Below are 20,659 nucleotides of genomic sequence, written 5' to 3' on the forward strand. Positions count from 1 at the left end.
ACTTACTGTTATCAGATAAACAGTTACTGGATTAATTCGACCGACATCTTATTAATTAGTTCCTCACACTCTCTAAGTTACTGAATAAATAATAACATCACGAACTGTTACATTAATTGTGAAATCAGTAACCTCATCATCTATGCTTGCATGCTAAAGTAAAAAAAACTTTATTTTGCGGATAATTATAAGGAAATTATATGTTTAAACGCTCTTATCTCAGCTTGGCAATCCCAGCTCTTTTGGCTCTTTCTGGATGCGACCAAAAAACTAAAACTGAAAATATTGAACCACAGCAAGTTACTAAACCTACCTCTGCTGCTGTAACCACTTTACCAGCAAAATTAGTGCATCATGCCGATACGATTTACACCGGCGGCGATATTATTACAATCAATGATAAACAGCCTGAAGTTGAAGCCGTTGCAGTTAAAAATGGAAAAATACTGGCGACAGGTAGTCTTTCTGATATTGAAAAGCACAAGAATGCAGAAACAAACATTGTTGATTTAAAGGGTAATACACTAATTCCAGGGTTTGTTGATGCACACGGTCATGTCTTCAATGTAGGCTTACAAGCATTATCCGCTAACTTACTCCCCCCACCAGATGGTGAAGGTCGTGACATTAATAGCCTGATTGAATTAACCAATCAATGGCATAAAGACTTTCCCGAGCGTAGTGATAAAGTAGGCTGGATTATTGGCTTTGGCTATGATGATTCACAACTAACCGAAAAACGTCACCCTACAGCTGAAGATTTAGATAAAATTTCAACAGAATTACCCGTTATTCTGATCCACCAATCAGGCCACCTTGCAGCAGTAAATAATAAAGCGCTGGAAGTTGCTGGTGTCACGGATAAAACTGAAGATCCTGAAGGTGGTGTTTTTGTACGTAAAAAAGGTTCTCAACAACCTAATGGGACGTTAGAAGAAAATGCGTTCTATTATGTATTAGGTAAAGTACTTGCTAATATGAGTAATGAAGATAATGAAAAAATCTTCAAAGCGGGAATGGAGCTCTATAGTCAATTTGGCTATACCACAGGCCAAGAAGGACGTGCATTTCCTAACATTATGCCGATCATGCAAAAAGTCTCGGAAGAAGGTAACTCCCCAATTGATGTCGTTGCCTATCCAGATATCGTGATCGCAAGCCAAACCATTTCTGGCCCTTACCTAAGTAATGACTACAAGAATAACTTCCGTATCGGTGGTGCAAAACTCACGATTGATGGATCACCACAAGGTAAAACAGCATGGTTAACTCAGCCCTACTTTGAGCCTCCTAAAGGTAAAGATGGCTCTTACGTCGGTTATTCTGCTATTTCAAATAACGATACCTTCAAATACGTCGATCAAGCCTTTGAAAATAACTGGCAAATACTTGCTCACGCCAATGGCGATGCTGCCATTGATGTTTTTATCGCCGCAGTAAAACAAGCTGAAGATAAATACGGCAAGAAAGATCGTCGCCCAGTCCTAATCCATGGACAAACCATTCGTCCAGATCAAATCAATAGCTTAAAAGAGCTAGGAATTTTCCCATCGTTATTCCCAATGCATACTTATTACTGGGGAGACTGGCACCGAGATTCTGTTTTAGGTCCTGAGCGCGCTGAATTTATTTCACCGACCAAATCAGTCTACGATAAAGGAATTAAATTCTCATCACATCATGATGCGCCAGTCGCTCTGCCTGATTCAATGCGCGTACTATCAGCAACTGTGAATCGCCGTTCTCGTTCAGGCGATATTATTGGTCCTACAGAACGTGTAAGTCCATTAATTGGATTGAAAGCGATGACAATTTGGCCTGCATACCAACACTTTGAAGAAGATAAAAAAGGCTCAATTGAAGTAGGGAAAGAAGCTGATTTCGTTATCTTATCAGATAATCCGCTTAAAATTGATCCATTAAAAATCGAAGATATTAAAATCCAAGCTACGATTAACGATGGCAAAACAGTATACCAAATAACTCAGTAATGCATACACACCAGCTTTAATTGAAACTAGAGCTGGTGTCTTCTCTTTGTTCTATATTCCACTTACTTTTTATCCCACCATCATCTATTTTTATAATCAGATGATGATTTATCATTTAATTAATCGTCATCAATTGTCTTACAAATTATTTTCGCTAGAATGTCGCCTCGTTTGCCCTGATGGCAGATCAAACAGGTTCAATATGCGCTCTTTAAATCAAATTTTTATTACATGTCTTTTAGTGATTAGCATGCCAAGCTTAGCAGCAAGCACCGCTACCCCCCCTATTAAAACCTTCAAGCAACTTGCTCAAGTTCAACAGACAAAGCAAGCGATACAAATTATTGATTGCCGAGATAGCAATTACTTCAACGGTTGGCCTAAGGAAAATGCAACCCGAGGTGGTCATATTCCTAATGCCGTCAATATTGATAGCCAATGGCTCACACAGCTAACACCAAACCAACTAGCTAACTTTCTCAAAGAACGTCAGCTATCTTCGACAGTGCCTACCGTTTTGTATGGTGATAAGTCATCAACAATCGCAATGAGTGAAGCCCTCAAACAGCAAGGCTTTAGCGCCATATTTACTATTACTCAACCTGTTACTGACTATGCTGGAAAACTTAAAACACTTAAAAACTTTAAACACTTAATACCAGCACAATGGTTAAATCAGTTAATAAACAACCAACAACCATTGTATGCACCACAGCACGGCTACAAACTGGTTGAAGTTGAATGGGGTCCACCATCAACTTATTTACTTTCACACATTCCAGGATCTTTGTACGTCAATACCAATGATATTGAAAGTAAGCCTTGGTGGAATAAAGTCAGTGATAATGATCTTAAAAAAGTCATTACAAATTTAGGTATTCGTTATAACACCACTGTTATTGTTTATGCCCGAAATAATATGTCAGCAGCACGCTTTGCAAACTTCCTAATGTATGCTGGCGTTGAAGATGTACGACTACTCAACGGCGGTTGGAACGCATGGATAAATGCAAATTACCCAACTCAAGCTTTCATTAATGAAAACCATGATGATGTGAGTTTTGGTAAAACCATGCCAGCTAATCCGCAATATTTAACGGATCTCCAGCAAGCAAAAACATTACTACAGCAACCTCAAGACACCCATTCCCTTGTTAGTATTCGTACATGGAGAGAATATATTGGGCAGACCAGTGGGTATGACTACATAAAACCTAAAGGTCGTATCGAAGGCGCTAAATGGGGACACGCTGGTAGTGACTCTTACCATATGCAAGATTTTAATAACCCAGATGGAACAATGAAAAGCGGTACTCTTATCGCAAAACAATGGGCTACATGGGACATTAAACCTAATCAACACGTTGCTTTTTTCTGTGGTACAGGCTGGCGAGCTTCAGAAGCATTCTTCTATGCTTATGTCATGGGATGGAAAAATATCAGTGTCTTTGATGGTGGTTGGTACCAATGGAGTGCAGATAAAAATAATCCTATCGCAGAAGGCGTTCCCAAATAACGCAATCTATCCTATTAAACGGCAGCCCTTAGCTGCCGTTTACTTATCAAGCGAAAAAACCTCCACCTGATAATCTAAATTGACTTAAATAACAACACACTAATATTCCCCTGACCAACACATGACCATATCCTAACAGTCACACCGTTGAACAACATCTAGCCACCCATTACTCTTTGGCTCATAAAGTAACCTAAGTTGTGAAGGCTATATGTCAATGTTTACTATCTCTCCCGTATATTTAGTGAGTAACAATGCTAAAAAAATGCGTTATGCACAAGCCGAAACACCACTGACTCAACCTCATGTTAATCAAAATAATAACTTAGAGAAAAAAGCCGCGACGGTAATAACTTTCACTGGTTACGATTACCGTGGAGAGGTACAGCCTAAAGTATCAACTAAAGGCCGTACAATTAACATTAGCGTTTGACACAAATATCTGAACGTAAAGGGACTTGCTCGATCTGCGACATAACCTTACTAGGATTCACCTGATACGCTTTACTTATCGAAGACACACCCAACTTATGTTTCAGGTAATTGGTATAATCATTAAACTTATACTGGCTGTACGCTTTTGGATACATGCGACTACAACTGTTATACCACTCAACATAACGCTTAAAGAATAACGTGGCTTGCTGCGCTGTCATTTTTGACATCATAACTGCCATATCTTTAGATAATTGGAAATGCTGATAATCAATTGGTGAATTCCAAAAACCGCCCCAATATAAAAAGCCATTACGCGCAAAAATATCGACGACAGTTTCAGCCATCCCTTTCCTATCCGGCTTACCATAACGATAGATTTCCCGATTGGCATATTTCGTTCCTTCTACAGGACTATATTTTGCCTGACCTGCACGAGCAAAAGTTACAAATGGATTTTGTACCGGATTTAAATCAATCGCCGCACCATAAGCATGTAGCGATAAACTACTAGTACCTTCAACTGGGCGATAGTTAAAAGCAGAGGTATTGTTATCTGTCATCGATGTCGTATCATCACCGCGATATTTTTCAATAGGCACCGCTTTATGGATCGGAAAACCTTGTTGATATAAATCATCGAAAATTTTCCCAACATAAGGTGCAACCGCATCCATCACAATAATTTGACCATTTGTATGAATACGATTAGAAAAATCACGATATTTAAACGTCACTTTTTTCAATCGTTGGCACTGTACTGGTGCCGAGCTCGACATCACGCCAACTTGTGACATTGCCTGACATTCAATTGCCGTTATCGGTGAAACAGTTGCAGCCAACGAGCTTCCACTCAAACAGCTAAAACCAATCACTAGTCCTAACGTAATAAATTGTTTATTCATCATCCCTTCTCATTAATCAGGCAATAAAAAGACGCGTCATTGCGCGCCTTGTTTATCAATACCGTAATATTAAAAACTAATAGGCTTACGACCTGTTGCTGTATCTGGTTTTACATCAGCAGCTTTATTCGCCGCCTTTTTAGTTACAGAGCGATTACCAGCAACATTGGCTTTTGGAGCACTCTTCTTATCTGCAGACTTATTTGCTTTTTTAGGCATAGCTTTCGGAGATGATTTCAGCTCTTCAGCACGAGTCACTTTTTCTTGTACTGGTTGGTCACACAATACAACATAAAACTCACCATTAAACTCAATCACATCACCGTCATACATCTTGCAACGTTTACGTAATTCAAGCTCACCGTTTACTGCAACATAGCCTTCAGAAATGGCATATTTTGCTTCACCGCCACCACTTACTACATTGGCTATCTTTAGTACTTTATATAATTCTATCGGTTGAGTTGAAACTTCAACACCAATTGCTTCAACTTCAATTTCTTCAGACATGTCGATAACTCAAATAAGAGAATAAAAAGGAATATATTTCTAATTCTACCTCACATTACAATATGAAGGAAAAAAATGAACAAATAGAATAGCATTTTGTAAAAAATCGATAAAAATCATTGATAGTAAACAGCTAAATGTTCACAGAACCTGAAACTAAACAGAATAAAGAATACAGTTCTCATCCCCAGAAACATGACAAAAATATAACTTTAGCAACTTACAATTCCTAAAAACCTCGACTAACCTTGTTTTCTATAGCTTGATTTGCTGTGTAAATGGGCAAGATGCCTAATTGCTAGTGTAAAAAGCAAGCGAATGACGATTAAATTACGCATAGCTATGTTCTGATTGACATAAGTAGTGCTATAATCCGCCACCTCACATGTGACAGTAATTGTTTATAGAGAAAAACAATGACAGATTTATCTAAATACAGAAACATTGGTATTTTCGCCCACGTTGATGCGGGTAAAACTACTACTACAGAGCGTATCCTTAAGCTTACTGGTAAAATCCACAAGATCGGTGATACTCACGACGGTTCAACTACAACTGACTTCATGGAGCAGGAAGCTGAGCGTGGTATTACAATCCAGTCTGCAGCAGTTAGCTGTTTCTGGAAAGACCACCGTCTAAACGTTATCGATACTCCTGGACACGTTGACTTCACAGTTGAAGTTTACCGTTCTCTTAAAGTACTTGATGGTGGTATCGGTGTATTCTGTGGTTCTGGTGGTGTTGAGCCTCAGTCAGAAACTAACTGGCGTTACGCTAACGAATCAGAAGTATCTCGTCTGATCTTCGTTAACAAACTAGACCGTATGGGTGCAGACTTCTACCGCGTTGTTGACCAAGTTAAGAACGTACTAGGTGCTACTCCTCTAGTTATGACTCTACCAATCGGCCGCGAAGAAGACTTCGTTGGTGTTGTAGACGTTCTAACTCGTCAAGCTTTCGTATGGGATGACACAGGTCTTCCAGAAAACTACGAAATCCAAGACATCCCAGCTGATATGGTTGACGATGTTGAAGCTTACCGTGAAGAGCTTGTTGAAACTGCTGTAGAGCAAGACGACGACCTAATGGAAGCTTACATGGATGGCCAAGAGCCAACTATCGAAGAGCTTAAGCGTTGTATCCGTAAAGGTACACGTGACCTAGCATTCTTCCCAACTTTCTGTGGTTCTGCATACAAGAACAAGGGTGTTCAAAACATTCTTGACGCTGTTGTAGATTACCTACCAGCACCTGACGAAGTTGATCCACAGCCTCTAACTGATCCAGAAACTGGTGAAGAGACTGGCGAAGTAGCAACTGTATCTGCTGACGAACCATTCCGCGCACTTGCGTTTAAGATCATGGACGACCGTTTCGGCGCCCTAACTTTCGTACGTATCTACTCTGGTAAGCTAAACAAGGGTGACACTATCCTTAACTCAGCTACTGGTAAAACTGAGCGTATCGGCCGTATGGTTGAGATGCAAGCTGATGAGCGTAACGAACTAACATCTGCGCAAGCTGGTGATATCATCGCTATCGTTGGTATGAAGAACGTTCAAACTGGTCACACTCTTTGTGATGTTAAGCACGAGTGTACTCTTGAGCCAATGATCTTCCCAACTCCAGTAATCTCAATCGCTGTAACTCCTAAGGACAAAGGCGGTTCTGAGAAAATGGGTATCGCGATCGGTAAAATGGTTGCAGAAGATCCATCTTTCCAAGTTGAAACTGACGAAGAAACTGGCGAAACAATCCTTAAAGGTATGGGTGAGCTTCACCTAGACATTAAGGTTGATATCCTTAAGCGTACTTACGGTGTAGACCTAATCGTTGGTCAACCTCAGGTTGCTTACCGCGAAACTATCACTAAGCCTGTTGAAGATAGCTACACGCATAAGAAACAGTCTGGTGGTTCAGGTCAGTTCGGTAAGATCGACTACCGTATCAAGCCTGGCGAGCAAGGTTCTGGCTTCACATTCTCATCAACAGTTGTTGGTGGTAACGTGCCTAAAGAATTCTGGCCTGCAGTAGAAAAAGGCTTCGCTGTAATGATGGACAACGGTGTTCTAGCTGGCTTCCCAACGCTAGACGTTGAAGTTGAGCTATTCGACGGTGGCTTCCACGCAGTTGACTCATCAGCAATCGCTTTCGAAATCGCAGCGAAAGGTGCATTCCGTCAGTCTATGCCTAAAGCTGGTCCACAGCTTCTTGAGCCAATCATGCACGTTGACGTGTTCACTCCTGAAGATCACGTTGGTGATGTTATCGGTGACCTTAACCGTCGTCGTGGTATGATCAAAGATCAACAAGCTGGTGTTACTGGCGTACGTATCAAGGGTGATGTTCCACTTTCAGAAATGTTTGGTTACATCGGTACTCTACGTACAATGACTTCTGGTCGTGGTCAGTTCTCTATGGAGTTCGCACACTACGCACCATGTCCTGCAAACGTTGCTGAAAAAGTAATCGCTGAGCAGAAAGAAAAGAACGCTAAGAAGTAATATTTAATTACTCTAAGTAATCTTTTTAACCCCGAGGGCTTTGCTCTCGGGGTTATTTTTTATCTGATAAAATCCATTCCTCATTCCATGATTCCCCTATCATTTCATCTTTTCTAATCTTCAAACTTGATCATCTTGTACATCCAGCTCTAATTATCTGGCAATAAGAACAATAAATCATATTGAAAAAACAAAAACATAGTGACTTTATCTTGATTGAAATAGCTGTTGCTCTTCTCGACATTATTGCGCCAAAGTTAAGCAATATTTCCAGCAGTACTTAACCGTATTGCCGCTAGTATTAAATCAGTACTATCGTTAATACTAAAGCCATCACGAAGCAGTATCTAATATTAGAGAAAACTATCACAACCAATTTAGCCACTATTGATACTTGGTATAAATACTAAGTGCGACTAAACCATTTTGCAGATAATAAAAAGGGACGATATTCGTCCCTCTCACATCTTAATAGCTTGGCTTATTCACTGATAAACGTGGTTTCTAATATCGCGACAGATTGATCAAATATTATTCGTAGCAAACTTGGATCTAAACCATTAATAGAGCCTTCTTTCGCATTTTTTTCAAACTCAGAGCAGATATGATGTAGTTGCATTAACCCCATAGTGCCAGCCGCACCTTTCAATGTATGCGCTTGTTTAGCAACTTCTGATAAATTCTCATCATCAATAGCCTGATGCAGTTTTGATAAGGTTAAACTTGATGATTCTCCAAATAAGTGAATAAGTTGCTTCACCTGCGCTTCCCCCAACACTTGGAGATCACTACCTAATACAGATTCTTTTAACAGTGGAATCGCACTCTCTGTTTGCTGAACTTCCACTATTTCTTCTCCAATACCTTTTTCTATAATCACGCGCTTCTCACCTTTTAAGATACTGCTCATCGTATCAATCAACTGCTTTTCAACTAACGGTTTAGGTAAGAATCCAGCAAAACCAGCATTTAAATATAATTCTACTTCTTCTCGAAAAACATGAGCTGAAAATGCAACCATAGGCGTCGGCTCTTCCCATGCTTCATGATTATTATCTTCTAAACGACGTAAACGACTGAGTAACTTAACACCATCAGTATCGGGTAAGTTGATATCTAATAACGCGATATCAAAACGTTGATTTTTGTATATTTCTTCAGCTTCAGCGCCATCTGCAGCCGTCACTACAGTATGACCTAAACGAGTTAAGAAACCTTCCGCGACCATACTGTTTACCGGATTATCTTCCACCAGCAAAATATGAGCAGATCGCATATTCACTCTTTCATCATCAGTTTCTAAATTCCCTTCTCCATGCTCAAGAGGTAGTGCAAACCAAAAGCAACTTCCTTCACCAACAACAGAGTCTAAACCTATTTCACCATCCATCGCCGCTACAATATGTTTACTAATTGCTAAGCCCAAACCTGTGCCTTCAATTGATTTTCGTCCTGCTTCAGCTTGCTGGAAAGCACTAAATAAAATATTTTGCTCTTCTTCATCAATACCAATTCCCGTATCTTTTACAGAGAACAATAGTTCATCTGGCATATCTGGGTGAGGCTCAACAAAAATTGAAACTTTGCCCATATCAGTAAACTTAATCGCATTACCAACTAAATTCACCAATACTTGACGTATACGACTTTCATCGCCAAACCATATACCTTCAACTTGTGGTGAAATATGACACTCAAGACCAATACGTTTAGCAAGCGCACGTCCTTCCAGCATATTTGACACATCAGCCACCATCCGGGCAACAGAAAAGTTACTTGGTCTAATATCTAAATGCCCTGCTTCAATTTTCGAGTAATCCAAAATGTCATTTAAAATATCAAGTAGCGTTTCACCACTGCGGTTTATCACATCAAGATAGCGTTTCTGCTGTGATGTTAATTGTGTATCCGCTAATAATGATGCCGTCCCTAAGACACCATTCATTGGTGTTCGAATTTCATGGCTCATGGTGGCAAGGAATGAAGACTTCGCGCGGTTTGCTTTTTCCGCTTCATCACGCGCTTTATAATGGTTATACACTTCTTCATTCAAGCGGCTGTTTATTTTCTCAAGCTCGCCAGTACGTTTAGCAACTAGTCGTTCAAGGCTAGCTTTGTGCTCTTGTAACTCCTGCCGAACTTTTGATTCTGCTTGCGCCAAGCGATAACGTTCATTAGCAGTATCACGAGCGACTAAAATAGCCCGCCCCATTTGCGCTAATTCATCATTCCCTTTAACGTTTATTTTGACCCCTAAGTCCCCTCGGGTTAACGCCGATAGTGCACGACTATATTCATTAATACGGCAAATAACCCGTGCATAAACAAATCGCCACATAATGAGCACTAACGCTAATAAACCAATCGCTGAGATCACAATTAACGTATTTCGGGCAAGTGTTAAAGTATGATCAACACGCTTAACCGCTTGCTGTGTATTGATATTTGCCACATCAATAATGTCATCAACGGTATTATTTAATTGTTGGAATAACACCAAATTTTGTTGATCAAGGCGCTCTACATCTTGTTTTGCATATATAAGTTGCTCAATAACCCCAAACAATAAACGGCCACGATTAAGCTGAGTAGTTAGCTCTACTAATTGTTCAGAACGGCTTGGATCTTCTACAGATTTAACACGCTGACTCATGATTCCAACAGCATTGTTATAACGTTTTTTTAGCTCAACAAGGGATTTAATATCTACAATACGATTAGAATCATCAAGCATATTGATCACTTGTAACGATAAGAAGCGAAGTTCAAATAAACGCTCAGATAAGTCCATATCCACTTCGACAAGACTATCTAGTGCTTTATAGACAGCAGGCTTATTATCTTCTGAAACTAAGTCGTAAATACGGGAAACATTAGCAACCGCAATAGTATTAGCGTTAGACACTTGAGACTGAGACAAGTTATCAATTTGATGGGTTGCTTTGGTCATCTCTGTCGTTAGCTTATCTAACTGGCTTTGAAGATCTATCTGGCGCCCTACCAATAAGCCTAACAATGCTAAGTTATCAACAATGCGCTTTACATCCTCTTCTAATTTCACCATTAACGGTTGATCAAAAGAATATTGCTCAAGTGAGTGTAAGCTTCGATTTAATGCCTCAATATGAATAGTTAGCGCACGCCCTTGTCGCATACGTTCAGATTCAACTTTAGATTTTGCTAATACTTGTGCATTAAAAATAATACGAGAACTTAAATCCGATAATTGACGCGCTTCAGCTAACGCAGGCACGGCAGAATTAATTACCGTACGCTCAGTTTTAGCCACTAATGAAAAACCCGCAACGCCAATCATTACAGCAATGATCATCAAGCCAGCCATTGCAGAAAAGGCTAATAGCAATTTCGTTCCGATACCTTTTAGGGTAAACGTCATAAATAATCTCTACATCAAAATGTTTGCAACCCATATATACCCAAGTAACTTCAAACGTAAAAGTAGCGTGTTGTGACTCAATTAAACATCTCAAAGTGACTTGGGTATATAATATCGTATATCTGTCGTTGCTCAGTTATGCTCGCTATTTCACACAAGGAAATAAAGCGGTACTATTTTGCCAGCGATACGGCTTTAAACCTAAAATAATGTTGGTAGAAATGCGCATTTTTTATTTTGTTTTGTTTTTATTTTCCATCCAGACAGCTTCTGCACGAGAAGTGATCTCCTATCAGCCACCTTTTCAGGCTGATAAAAAAGCCACTAAAGTCCAATATGAATTTGTAACTTCCGTCACCAAACCATGGAAAGTCTGTGCAGTTTACCCGCATTTAAAAGATTCATATTGGTTATCGATCAATTATGGAATGGTTAAACAAGCAAAAAAATTAGGTATCACGTTAAAAGTCATGGAGGCCGGCGGCTATCCAAATTTAGACAAGCAAACATTACAGCTAGAAAATTGCCGAAAATGGGGGGCTGATGCCATTATTTTGGGAACAGTCGACAGTGAAGCTTACAATGGCAAATTGTCTACTCTCATCGGTGACACTCCTGTGTTTTTGATGACTAATAATATAGATTTTACCGATCCTGATATTCGCCAACATGTAAAAGCAAAAGTCGGTGTGAACTGGTATGACATGGGGAAAGCTGCAGGAGAATTCTTAGCAAAGCGTCACCCTAAAGGTTCAGGTGTAGTAAAAGTGGCTTGGCTACCTGGCCCTCAACTGCGTGGTGGTACTAAACCGGTTTCAAATGGTTTTAAAGATGCTATCAAGGGCAGTGATGTAAAAATTGTGACAACCTTATGGGGCGATAATAGTAAAGAATTACAACGTAATTTAATTCAGCATATTCTCGCGACGAAAGAAGAAATTAATTACATTGTCGGTGGCGCAGTTGCTGCAGAGGTGGCAATCAGTGAATTACGTACTCATGATATTCACAACATAAAAATTGTATCAACCTACCTGAGTCATGGTGTATACCGTGGTCTAAGACGCAATCGTATTTTATTTGCTCCTACCGATAAAATGGCAGAACAAGCTATGCTATCTATAGACCAAGCCGTTCGTTATCTTGAACATAAGCCAGTTGTACTTGACGTTGCACCTTCAATAGTGGATCTCACACCAAAATATTTACCTGAAAAAGTTATTGCAGAGTCATTATCGCCTGCTGAGTTTCGCCCTTCATTTTATGTTAAAGACCATCAAGTAAAACACTAATTCATTCACCTACGTTAAAGGCTACTTAACGTAGGGAATTTAGTTCTCAAGGAATATTCGTATCACCGCTAAAATTTAGATTTTTATGTTTTACTCATTTATAAGGTTCTGATATTTATTAATTTCATAATGACTATTAGAACGTCTTAGCAAGGAAATATGATGGACAGAACAACCCGTACAATGGCATCGTCTAAACATATCGCCCTCGTTGCACACGATAACTGTAAAGTAGATCTACTTCGCTGGGTTAAAGAACATCAAGATAAACTGGCATCTCACGAGCTTTACGCAACAGGTACAACAGGGCATCTTTTATCAAAAGAAACTGGCTTACCGATCACTTGTTTAATCAGTGGCCCAATGGGAGGAGACCAACAATTAGGCGCTCTGATTTCAGAAGGTAAAATCGATATGATGATTTTCTTTTGGGACCCACTCAACGCCGTTCCTCATGACCCAGATGTAAAAGCGTTACTCCGTATTTCTGCGGTATGGAACATCCCTGTTGCGACTAACCGCGCCAGCGCAAACTTCATGATCACCTCACCGCTTCTTGATCAAGAAGTAAATATTGAAGTTCCTGATTACGATGCTTACCTAGCAGAACGTATAAATTAGTCACCCGTTACTTTAGCCTTTTACATTAATAGTGAAAGGCTTAAATAGCCTCACCTTTGCGAGAAAATAACAATTAATTGAAATCCCTTCCGTTTTAACGCAATTCCCTGAACTTAATTATGAAAAAACATGTAATACGTTATATTGTTAAATACATTATATGTAGTAGAGGAAGTTGCCAATGAAAGCGTGGATGTTAAAACAGCCAAATGGAATAAGCGCACTATCTCTCGAAGAAGCCGATAAACCAATCCCTGCCGTAGACGAAATTTGCATCAAAGTCGCAGCTGTAGGATTAAACCCCATGGATTACAAATTAACTGAATGGGGCTATGCAACATGGAATTATCCTCAAATAATTGGATTAGATGTGGCGGGAACGGTTGAAAATATAGGCGAGAATGTAAAACAATTTTCAATCGGCGACAGAGTCATCTTCTTTGCCGATCCTCGTAATGCAGGTGGTTTTGCCGAATATGCCTGTATAAAAGCCTCTGCCGCAAGTCGTATTCCTATCACATTATCTTTCACTGATGCAGCAGCTTTGCCCTGTGCTGGATATAGTGCATGGATTGCTGTACATGACAAATTACAAATCCAGAAAGGTCAGCGTATCGCTATCACAGGAGCAGGTGGTGGAGTCGGTGGGTTTGCAGCACAACTCGCCAAAAAAGCCGGTGCTACAGTTTATGCCATTGCAGAGCGTCAACATCATCAACGCTTATTAAGTTATGGACTCGATGCGGTACTTTCACCTGAGCAAAATGTTGCCCTTGAAATAATCAACCTAACAGAAGATCAAATGCTACATGGTGTCATTGACTGTGTATCTGCTCGTTCAGGTAGCTTAATGAGCGCATTAATTCGCTATAACGGGCATATCGTCATGGTTGCCGATCAATTCACCCAAGTGCCACTCTTAGCGACAACCAAAGCGCTAAGTATTCATGAAGTCGCATTACATGGCACTTATGCTCATGGCGCACCAGAGCATATAACGCATCTTGCTGATATTGGTAATAAGCTCAGTGAACTTGTGGCTGACGGTGAAATAAAATCTATGGTAGAAAAAATCGTCCCCTTTAACAAACTTCCTGATGCATTAATTAGCATTAAAGATAAAAAACACAGTGGTAAAGTCATTGTGTATGTTGGTGCTTAACTCATCTTTCGAACATTATAAAAACAAAGGACTATAATAGTCCTTTGTTACTTTTCTTTTATCAACCTTCTAATTCATACCTTAATAGACACAAAAAGATATCTGAGACTTTTATTTTCTAACTATCATTCATTTATTCATATAAGAAAAATCAGAAATTCAACAAAATAAGTACATCTTATTTTCATCTAATACTCGAACACGCATTTTTACGTTTCTTTGTTTTCGTAACGTCATATATTGTAGAAAATATGCCGTGCTCTCAACCAATAATCTTCGACCTGAATAATAAGGATAATTATAATAGTTTGAAACAAAGGACAAAAAACATGAACGATCCAAAATACATCGTAGCGTTAGACCAAGGTACCACTAGCTCTCGAGCAGTTATTCTTGACCACGATGCGAATATCATAAGTGTCGCACAAAGAGAATTTACCCAAATTTATCCACAAGCAGGTTGGGTTGAGCACGATCCTCTAGAGATTTATGCCACTCAAAGTTCAACTTTAGTCGAAGTACTTGGTCAATCAGGGGTACGTAGCGATCAAATTGCCGCGATAGGTATTACTAACCAACGTGAAACCACCATTGTTTGGAATAAAGAAACGGGTAAGCCCGTTTATAACGCAATTGTATGGCAGTGTCGTCGTACCGCTGAGATCTGTGAAGAGTTAAAGCAACGTGGTTTAGAAGAATATGTACGTGAGAATACGGGTCTTGTTCTTGACCCTTATTTCTCGGGTACAAAAGTAAAATGGATCTTAGATAATGTTAAAGGTGCACGCGAAGATGCTGAAGAAGGAAAACTACTGTTTGGTACTGTTGATACTTGGTTAGTCTGGAAGATGACCCAAGGCCGTGTTCACGTAACAGACTATACCAATGCCTCTCGTACCATGTTATTTAATATCAACACCTTAACGTGGGATAAAAAGCTACTCGATGAACTAGACATTCCAACCTCTATGATGCCAGAAGTAAAACGCTCATCGGAAGTCTACGGTAAAACTAATATTGGTGGTAAAAGCGGCACACGCATTCCGATTGCAGGTATAGCCGGTGATCAACAAGCAGCCTTATACGGTCAAATGTGTGTCGAGCCAGGTCAAGCAAAAAACACTTATGGAACTGGCTGTTTCTTATTAATGAACACAGGCCAAGAAAAAGTATCATCAACTCATGGCCTACTCACTACATTAGCCTGTGGTCCATCAGGGGAAGCCTCCTATGCACTTGAAGGTGCCGTATTTATGGGTGGCGCATCGATTCAATGGTTACGTGATGAAATGAAGCTATTAGCTGATGCCAAAGACTCTGAATATTTTGCTACAAAAGTTGATACCTCAAACGGTGTTTATGTTGTTCCAGCTTTTACAGGTTTAGGTGCGCCATATTGGGATGCTTATGCGCGCGGTACCATTGTTGGCTTAACCCGTGGTGTGAACTCGAACCATATTATTCGCGCGACGCTTGAAAGTATTGCTTATCAAACCCGTGATGTCATTGACGCCATGAAAGCTGATTCAGGTATTCAGCTTGCCGCATTGAAAGTTGACGGTGGCGCCGTTACCAACAACTTCTTAATGCAATTCCAGTCTGATGTGTTAGATACCGAAGTTCAGCGCCCTGAGGTCACAGAAGTCACCGCATTAGGCGCTGCTTATCTTGCAGGCTTAGCTGTCGGATTCTGGAATAATATTGATGAGCTTAAAGACAAAGCTGTAATTAATCGTACTTTTTATCCTCATGCTTGTAATGATAAGCGTGAGCGACGCTATAAAGGTTGGAAACGCGCAGTTAAATGTGCGCAAACATGGGCTGAAATGCATGATTGCGAAGATTAATTATTCAGAAAATCAGCACTACACCAGAAGCTGTCACACGAACACTATGTGTGCAACACAAACAACTACGAGTTGTGACTAACAACTTAAACGCAGCCACATTTACTGGACACCCCAGAAATTAAAGTCATTCTCGCTGATGGTGAAGTCCGTGATCATGATGGCGGTATCATTGGTGAAACCACGCTCGATTTCATCCAACAATTTCGCTTTGATTTTGACATTTTAGGGTTCAGTAGTATCGATAATGACAGTTCTTTGCTTGACTTTGATTACCATGACGTGCAAGTGAAGAAAGTCATTATTGAAAATACTCTTTCAATTATCAATGCGCATCAATTACAAGTTGAAGTGGTATCAAAGCATGACGTAAATGAATAAAACATGCTAACAATCACAAAAAAAACTTAAGTTATGCTTAAATTATGTCTCCTTATGTTCGTTTGCTCATTTAAGGTCGTTTATGGATACCACTAAAAACAATAGCGCAACCCCTCTTCTCGATATCATCATAATAGGTGGCGGTATTAATGGTGCTGGTATTGCAGCAGATGCGGCTGGTCGTGGCTTAAATGTCGCTTTATATGAAGCAAATGATTTTGCTTCTGCCACATCATCTGCCAGCTCGAAACTTATTCATGGTGGTCTACGCTACCTTGAACACTACGAGTTCCGTCTTGTTTCAGAAGCACTTGCTGAACGTGAAATCTTATTAAAAAAAGCACCTCATGTTGCTGAAGCAATGCGATTCCGTCTTCCTCATCGTCCTTTTTTACGTCCAGCTTGGATGATCCGCTGTGGCCTATTCCTTTATGATAATTTAGGCAAACGAACTACCTTACCTGCGAGTAAGAAAATTAATCTTGCGCAATCTGGTTTACTTAAACCCGAAATAAAAATTGGTTTTGAGTATTCTGATTGTTGGGTTGATGACGCGCGTTTAGTGTTATTAAACATTATCGCAATCGAAGAAAATGGTGGCGAAGTTGCTAACTACTGCAAAGTTGAAAGCGCAGTAAGAGAAGGTGATATTTGGCACGTTACCATGATTGATCAACGTACAGGTGAGCGTTTTGAGCGACGAACTAAAGCCCTAGTAAATGCGGCAGGCCCTTGGGTTAAACAGTTTTTTGATAACGGTTTAGAAACACCATCGCCTCGTAACATTCGTTTGATCAAAGGTTCTCACATTGTAGTACCAAAAATTCATAATGAAGAACAAGCCTATATTCTTCAGAACAAAGATAACCGAATTGTTTTTGTTATTCCCTATCTTGATGATTTCTCAATCATTGGCACCACAGATCTGGAATACAAAGGCGATCCTCGTCATGTAGCGATTGATGAGACTGAAATCGACTACCTCATTGATATTGTAAACCAACACTTTGTTGATCAACTCGACCGAGAAGATGTGGTGTGGACATTTAGTGGCGTTCGTCCACTATGTGATGATGAATCAAATTCACCACAAGCAATCACACGTGATTATACATTAGAACTTGAACAAGAACTCGACCAAGCACCTTTGCTTTCAATTTTTGGTGGCAAATTGACCACCTACAGAAAGCTATCAGAATCGGCGATGAAACACCTAGAACCTTTCTTCCCACAAATGGGCAAATCATGGACAGCCAATCAAGCCCTACCAGGTGGAAACTTTAGCTGTTCACGAAAACAACTCGCAGAAAGCTTACAAAGCCGTTACCCATGGCTAAGTGATAAACAAGCACTACGTTATGTAAAACAATTCGGAAGTTACTGCTTTAGGATGCTGGCTGATGTTACTTGTATTGACGATATGGGCATTCAATTTGCTGATGGTGTTTACCAAAAAGAAATTGATTATGTTATCGAAAATGAACATGTGAAAACGGTCGAAGACTTCTTATGGCGCCGAACTAAATTAGGGTTATATCTAACCGATGAGCAGCAATTACAAGTCAAAGAGTATATCGATGCCAATGCTCCATCAAACAATATCGTGAGTTTTCATAAAGTCGGCTAATAACGATAAAAGCCCATAACTTACTTTGACAGAAATAAAAAAACCGACCTTTAATAGGTCGGTTTTTTAATAATCACATAATTACTTAATGCGTTTAATCTTATTATTTACAGGGTACTTATCTTCGATTAACTCATTGATAAAAGAAGATGTATTATGTGAACCAGCACATACCCATACATGTTTACGCGCACGTGTTAACGCAACATAGAACAAACGGCGTTCTTCAGCATCAGTATAGTTTTCAGTACGTGGTTGCATCACAGCAGCTAAACCTGTTTCACGATCTGGAGACGGGAAAATACCTTTGTTAACATCAACAATAAATACATAATCCGCTTCACGCCCTTTACTCGCATGACATGTCATGTATTCCAAGTTAAGTTGTGGCCACTGTGCTTTCCAGTCATCAAACTTAGCTGGTTTCTGCTTATTATTACGACCTAAGATCATCACGCTCGTTTCTTTATTATCATAAAGTTTGGCTAAACGAGTTAAATCTTGCAGCATTAAATCACTATCAAGCAAAGTCACCGCTTTCTTACTTTGTTTCGTAAAGCTGGTTAACTGCTTTTTAATTTGGCTTGGGTTTTGTTGAATAAACAAGTTTGCCACTTCACCAATCATGCTATTAAAGCGATACGTCGTTGATAACTCAGTAATATGAGATGAACCAAAACGCCCTTCAAAGTCAGTCGTAAGGTTTACATCAGCTCCCGCAAAACGGTAAATAGCCTGCCAATCATCACCAACGGCAAACAAGGTTGGCGTCGACTTACCTTCTATTTTCTGACCGCATAATGCTTCAATCAGCGCTAAACGTTGTGGCGAAATATCTTGATATTCGTCCACCATAATAAAGCGCCAAGGTGATACGAACTTACCGTCTTTAACATATTGAGTTGCCAAATCAATCATGCTGTTAAAGTCGATTTGTTTCTTTGATTTTAAGTACTGCTGATAAGCTTGATAGCAAGGCCACAATAACTCTAACTCACTCTTCATACGCGGGCGCATCGCTGGGTTATTGTTATTTTGAATTTCTTCTATTAAGGCATCTTTCGACAATGTCGATTGACCTAATAATTCAATATGACGCCAAACCCAAGCTTGTAATTGCTCATTTTCAGCCTGTTGTTCCATCGAGTTTTCTTTGCTAAAACCCGGAACTCGCCATTGCGTAAGGTGACGTTGCCATTTGCTCGCTGATGCTGATTTGTTCCACTGTTCAATCAACATACGGGCAATCCATGCTGAACGAACACGGGCATCAATCGCGACACCCGCTACATTCGGCTTTTCTTTTTCAACGTCTGCGATGATTTGCGAACCTAAGCTATGGAAGGTAGCAACTTTAACGCGATCGCTGACTTTCTCCCCCATACGCTCCGACATTTCTTCTGCCGCTTTTCGTCCAAACGCCAGCATCAAAATATCTTCAGGTACGGCTAACTGACTGGCAATTAAGTAACCTGCGCGAGCCACTAAAACACTCGTTTTACCCGTACCTGCACCAGCGAGAACTAAGTTATGATCTTGGTTGATTAACGCAGCTTCTCGTTGAGAGGCATTCAATGGTGAACGCTCAAAGCTATCAAACCATGAGCTCCATTTTTCAGATTGTTGTTTAATCCAATTTTTATTGTGCTCTTCAACCCAATCTTGGTGCTCTTCTAGCCACGGCGAAATTTTTTCAAAGCTACGAGGGCGAAATGATGCCGCTAACTCTGGGGTTAAATCTGTATCGGCAAGCGATTGATGAAGGAAGGTATGTAGCGATTCATGCTCTGAACCACGTAAATAGCCAGGCTGTGATGAAAATTTACCAATACGCTGTAGGATTTCAGGTAAAACAGCATCTAATTTATCAACGCGGTTTCTTGCCCAGTCTTGATAAGTGCGGATAAGAAATGCAGCGAACGGTTTACATTCACTCCAAGGCAAACCATGAATAGTCCAACAATACTGCTGATCAGAAGAGGTTAGCTCTAACGCTCCCCATAATACACCGCGATGTATTTCAATTGATCCATCCCAATCATCAAACGAGATCACTTCTGAGCCCACTTGGCTATCTAAAACCAACGAATTATCATCTAAAGCGATACTGTAATAATCACCCTGCACTAACCATTGTGCTAACCAACTGGCACTTAATTGCATTGTCTCACCAACTTTTCCATATTCTTATATGGGTGTAATATTGAATATAGCCGCATAAAAACGCGCCGCTAAAATAGAAAAAGTCCAATCATCCTTATGATCGGATGTATCCCCAAGCCACTTGGGTTTATATCGCTATAGAGTACCAATAACTCCTGTTATGCCATAGCGTTCTAAGATTTATTTGCTCATTAATTCCGCTAGCAGAACAAACAGATGTATATTTGGGTTCAGCATCAACCGTAAAGTTCAATCACTGGATAAAACTTACTCACTTTTTTCAAACGAATATTCTCTCATTAAGGTCG

13 protein-coding genes and 1 pseudogene are annotated in these 20,659 nt (G+C 39.9%); 10 read left to right on the forward strand and 4 right to left on the reverse strand.

All coding sequences use genetic code 11. The features are described from left to right. The first annotated feature begins 200 nt into the window (after positions 1 to 200). The 3 genes from I3259_RS10365 to I3259_RS10375 all read left to right on the forward strand — a co-directional run bounded on the left by I3259_RS10365 (position 201) and on the right by I3259_RS10375 (position 3,940). Positions 201 to 1,991, forward strand: a complete 1,791-nt coding sequence (locus tag I3259_RS10365) for an amidohydrolase (RefSeq protein ID WP_238029541.1) — start codon at positions 201 to 203, stop codon at positions 1,989 to 1,991. Between the two features lie 250 nt (positions 1,992 to 2,241). After that, positions 2,242 to 3,507 carry a rhodanese-like domain-containing protein gene (locus I3259_RS10370; protein ID WP_238029542.1) on the forward strand — a complete coding sequence of 422 codons (1,266 nt, stop codon included), beginning with the start codon at positions 2,242 to 2,244 and terminating at the stop codon, positions 3,505 to 3,507. Between the two features lie 217 nt (positions 3,508 to 3,724). Further along, positions 3,725 to 3,940, forward strand: a complete 216-nt coding sequence (locus tag I3259_RS10375) for a hypothetical protein (protein WP_238029543.1) — start codon at positions 3,725 to 3,727, stop codon at positions 3,938 to 3,940. Here I3259_RS10375 and I3259_RS10380 read toward each other — a convergent pair. Continuing rightward, positions 3,930 to 4,850: a M15 family metallopeptidase gene (locus I3259_RS10380; RefSeq protein WP_238029544.1), complete on the reverse strand. Its 921-nt coding sequence runs from the start codon at positions 4,848 to 4,850 to the stop codon at positions 3,930 to 3,932. The genes I3259_RS10375 and I3259_RS10380 overlap by 11 nt on opposite strands. Positions 4,851 to 4,916: 66 nt before the next feature. Further along, entirely contained in the window at positions 4,917 to 5,357 is a 441-nt protein-coding gene (locus I3259_RS10385) for an RNA-binding S4 domain-containing protein (protein ID WP_238029545.1), read from the reverse strand. A gap of 416 nt (positions 5,358 to 5,773) precedes the next feature. On the opposite strand from I3259_RS10385, the gene fusA reads away from it, so the two are divergent. Next, positions 5,774 to 7,861, forward strand: a complete 2,088-nt coding sequence (gene fusA / locus I3259_RS10390) for an elongation factor G (RefSeq protein WP_238029546.1) — start codon at positions 5,774 to 5,776, stop codon at positions 7,859 to 7,861. A gap of 481 nt (positions 7,862 to 8,342) precedes the next feature. Here the strand turns inward: fusA and torS are convergent, their stop codons facing one another. Beyond that, complete coding sequence (gene torS / locus I3259_RS10395; protein ID WP_238029547.1) at positions 8,343 to 11,258, reverse strand: TMAO reductase system sensor histidine kinase/response regulator TorS; 2,916 nt, start codon at positions 11,256 to 11,258, stop codon at positions 8,343 to 8,345. A gap of 221 nt (positions 11,259 to 11,479) precedes the next feature. Here torS and torT point away from each other — a divergent pair, with 221 nt between their 5' ends. The 6 genes and pseudogenes from torT (at position 11,480) to glpD (ending at position 18,188) form a co-directional block, all read left to right on the forward strand. Then, positions 11,480 to 12,550, forward strand: a complete 1,071-nt coding sequence (gene torT, locus I3259_RS10400) for a TMAO reductase system periplasmic protein TorT (protein ID WP_238029548.1) — start codon at positions 11,480 to 11,482, stop codon at positions 12,548 to 12,550. A gap of 162 nt (positions 12,551 to 12,712) precedes the next feature. Then, positions 12,713 to 13,171: a methylglyoxal synthase gene (locus I3259_RS10405; RefSeq protein WP_238029549.1), complete on the forward strand. Its 459-nt coding sequence runs from the start codon at positions 12,713 to 12,715 to the stop codon at positions 13,169 to 13,171. Positions 13,172 to 13,352: 181 nt separating this feature from the next. After that, positions 13,353 to 14,333, forward strand: coding sequence for a zinc-binding dehydrogenase (locus tag I3259_RS10410; RefSeq protein WP_238029550.1), 981 nt, complete (start codon positions 13,353 to 13,355; stop codon positions 14,331 to 14,333). Between the two features lie 329 nt (positions 14,334 to 14,662). Continuing rightward, complete coding sequence (gene glpK / locus I3259_RS10415; protein ID WP_238029551.1) at positions 14,663 to 16,180, forward strand: glycerol kinase GlpK; 1,518 nt, start codon at positions 14,663 to 14,665, stop codon at positions 16,178 to 16,180. 11 nt (positions 16,181 to 16,191) lie between these two features. Next, positions 16,192 to 16,561, forward strand: a pseudogene (locus tag I3259_RS10420) (DeoR/GlpR family transcriptional regulator); the annotation flags it as partial. A gap of 82 nt (positions 16,562 to 16,643) precedes the next feature. Further along, positions 16,644 to 18,188 (forward strand): glycerol-3-phosphate dehydrogenase, encoded by a 1,545-nt coding sequence (glpD, locus tag I3259_RS10425; protein WP_238029552.1) that lies wholly within the window; start codon positions 16,644 to 16,646, stop codon positions 18,186 to 18,188. An 81-nt stretch (positions 18,189 to 18,269) separates the two neighbouring features. On the opposite strand, the gene helD is transcribed toward glpD, so the two are convergent. After that, positions 18,270 to 20,351 carry a DNA helicase IV gene (gene helD, locus I3259_RS10430; protein ID WP_238029553.1) on the reverse strand — a complete coding sequence of 694 codons (2,082 nt, stop codon included), beginning with the start codon at positions 20,349 to 20,351 and terminating at the stop codon, positions 18,270 to 18,272. Positions 20,352 to 20,659 lie beyond the last annotated feature (308 nt).

It is taken from the genome of Photobacterium sp. Ph5 (genome assembly GCF_022129445.1).
Lineage (GTDB): Bacteria > Pseudomonadota > Gammaproteobacteria > Enterobacterales > Vibrionaceae > Photobacterium.

Excerpts from the sequence above, each read along its gene's own strand:
- I3259_RS10365 (WP_238029541.1), top strand. The coding sequence starts at position 201 with ATGTTTAAACGCTCTTATCTCAGCTTGGCAATCCCAGCTCTTTTGGCT.
- I3259_RS10370 (WP_238029542.1), top strand. The coding sequence starts at position 2,242 with ATGCCAAGCTTAGCAGCAAGCACCGCTACCCCCCCTATTAAAACCTTC.
- I3259_RS10375 (WP_238029543.1), top strand. The coding sequence starts at position 3,725 with ATGTTTACTATCTCTCCCGTATATTTAGTGAGTAACAATGCTAAAAAA.
- I3259_RS10380 (WP_238029544.1), bottom strand. The coding sequence starts at position 4,850 with ATGATGAATAAACAATTTATTACGTTAGGACTAGTGATTGGTTTTAGC.
- I3259_RS10385 (WP_238029545.1), bottom strand. The coding sequence starts at position 5,357 with ATGTCTGAAGAAATTGAAGTTGAAGCAATTGGTGTTGAAGTTTCAACT.
- fusA (WP_238029546.1), top strand. The coding sequence starts at position 5,774 with ATGACAGATTTATCTAAATACAGAAACATTGGTATTTTCGCCCACGTT.
- torS (WP_238029547.1), bottom strand. The coding sequence starts at position 11,258 with ATGACGTTTACCCTAAAAGGTATCGGAACGAAATTGCTATTAGCCTTT.
- torT (WP_238029548.1), top strand. The coding sequence starts at position 11,480 with ATGCGCATTTTTTATTTTGTTTTGTTTTTATTTTCCATCCAGACAGCT.
- I3259_RS10405 (WP_238029549.1), top strand. The coding sequence starts at position 12,713 with ATGGACAGAACAACCCGTACAATGGCATCGTCTAAACATATCGCCCTC.
- I3259_RS10410 (WP_238029550.1), top strand. The coding sequence starts at position 13,353 with ATGAAAGCGTGGATGTTAAAACAGCCAAATGGAATAAGCGCACTATCT.
- glpK (WP_238029551.1), top strand. The coding sequence starts at position 14,663 with ATGAACGATCCAAAATACATCGTAGCGTTAGACCAAGGTACCACTAGC.
- glpD (WP_238029552.1), top strand. The coding sequence starts at position 16,644 with ATGGATACCACTAAAAACAATAGCGCAACCCCTCTTCTCGATATCATC.
- helD (WP_238029553.1), bottom strand. The coding sequence starts at position 20,351 with ATGCAATTAAGTGCCAGTTGGTTAGCACAATGGTTAGTGCAGGGTGAT.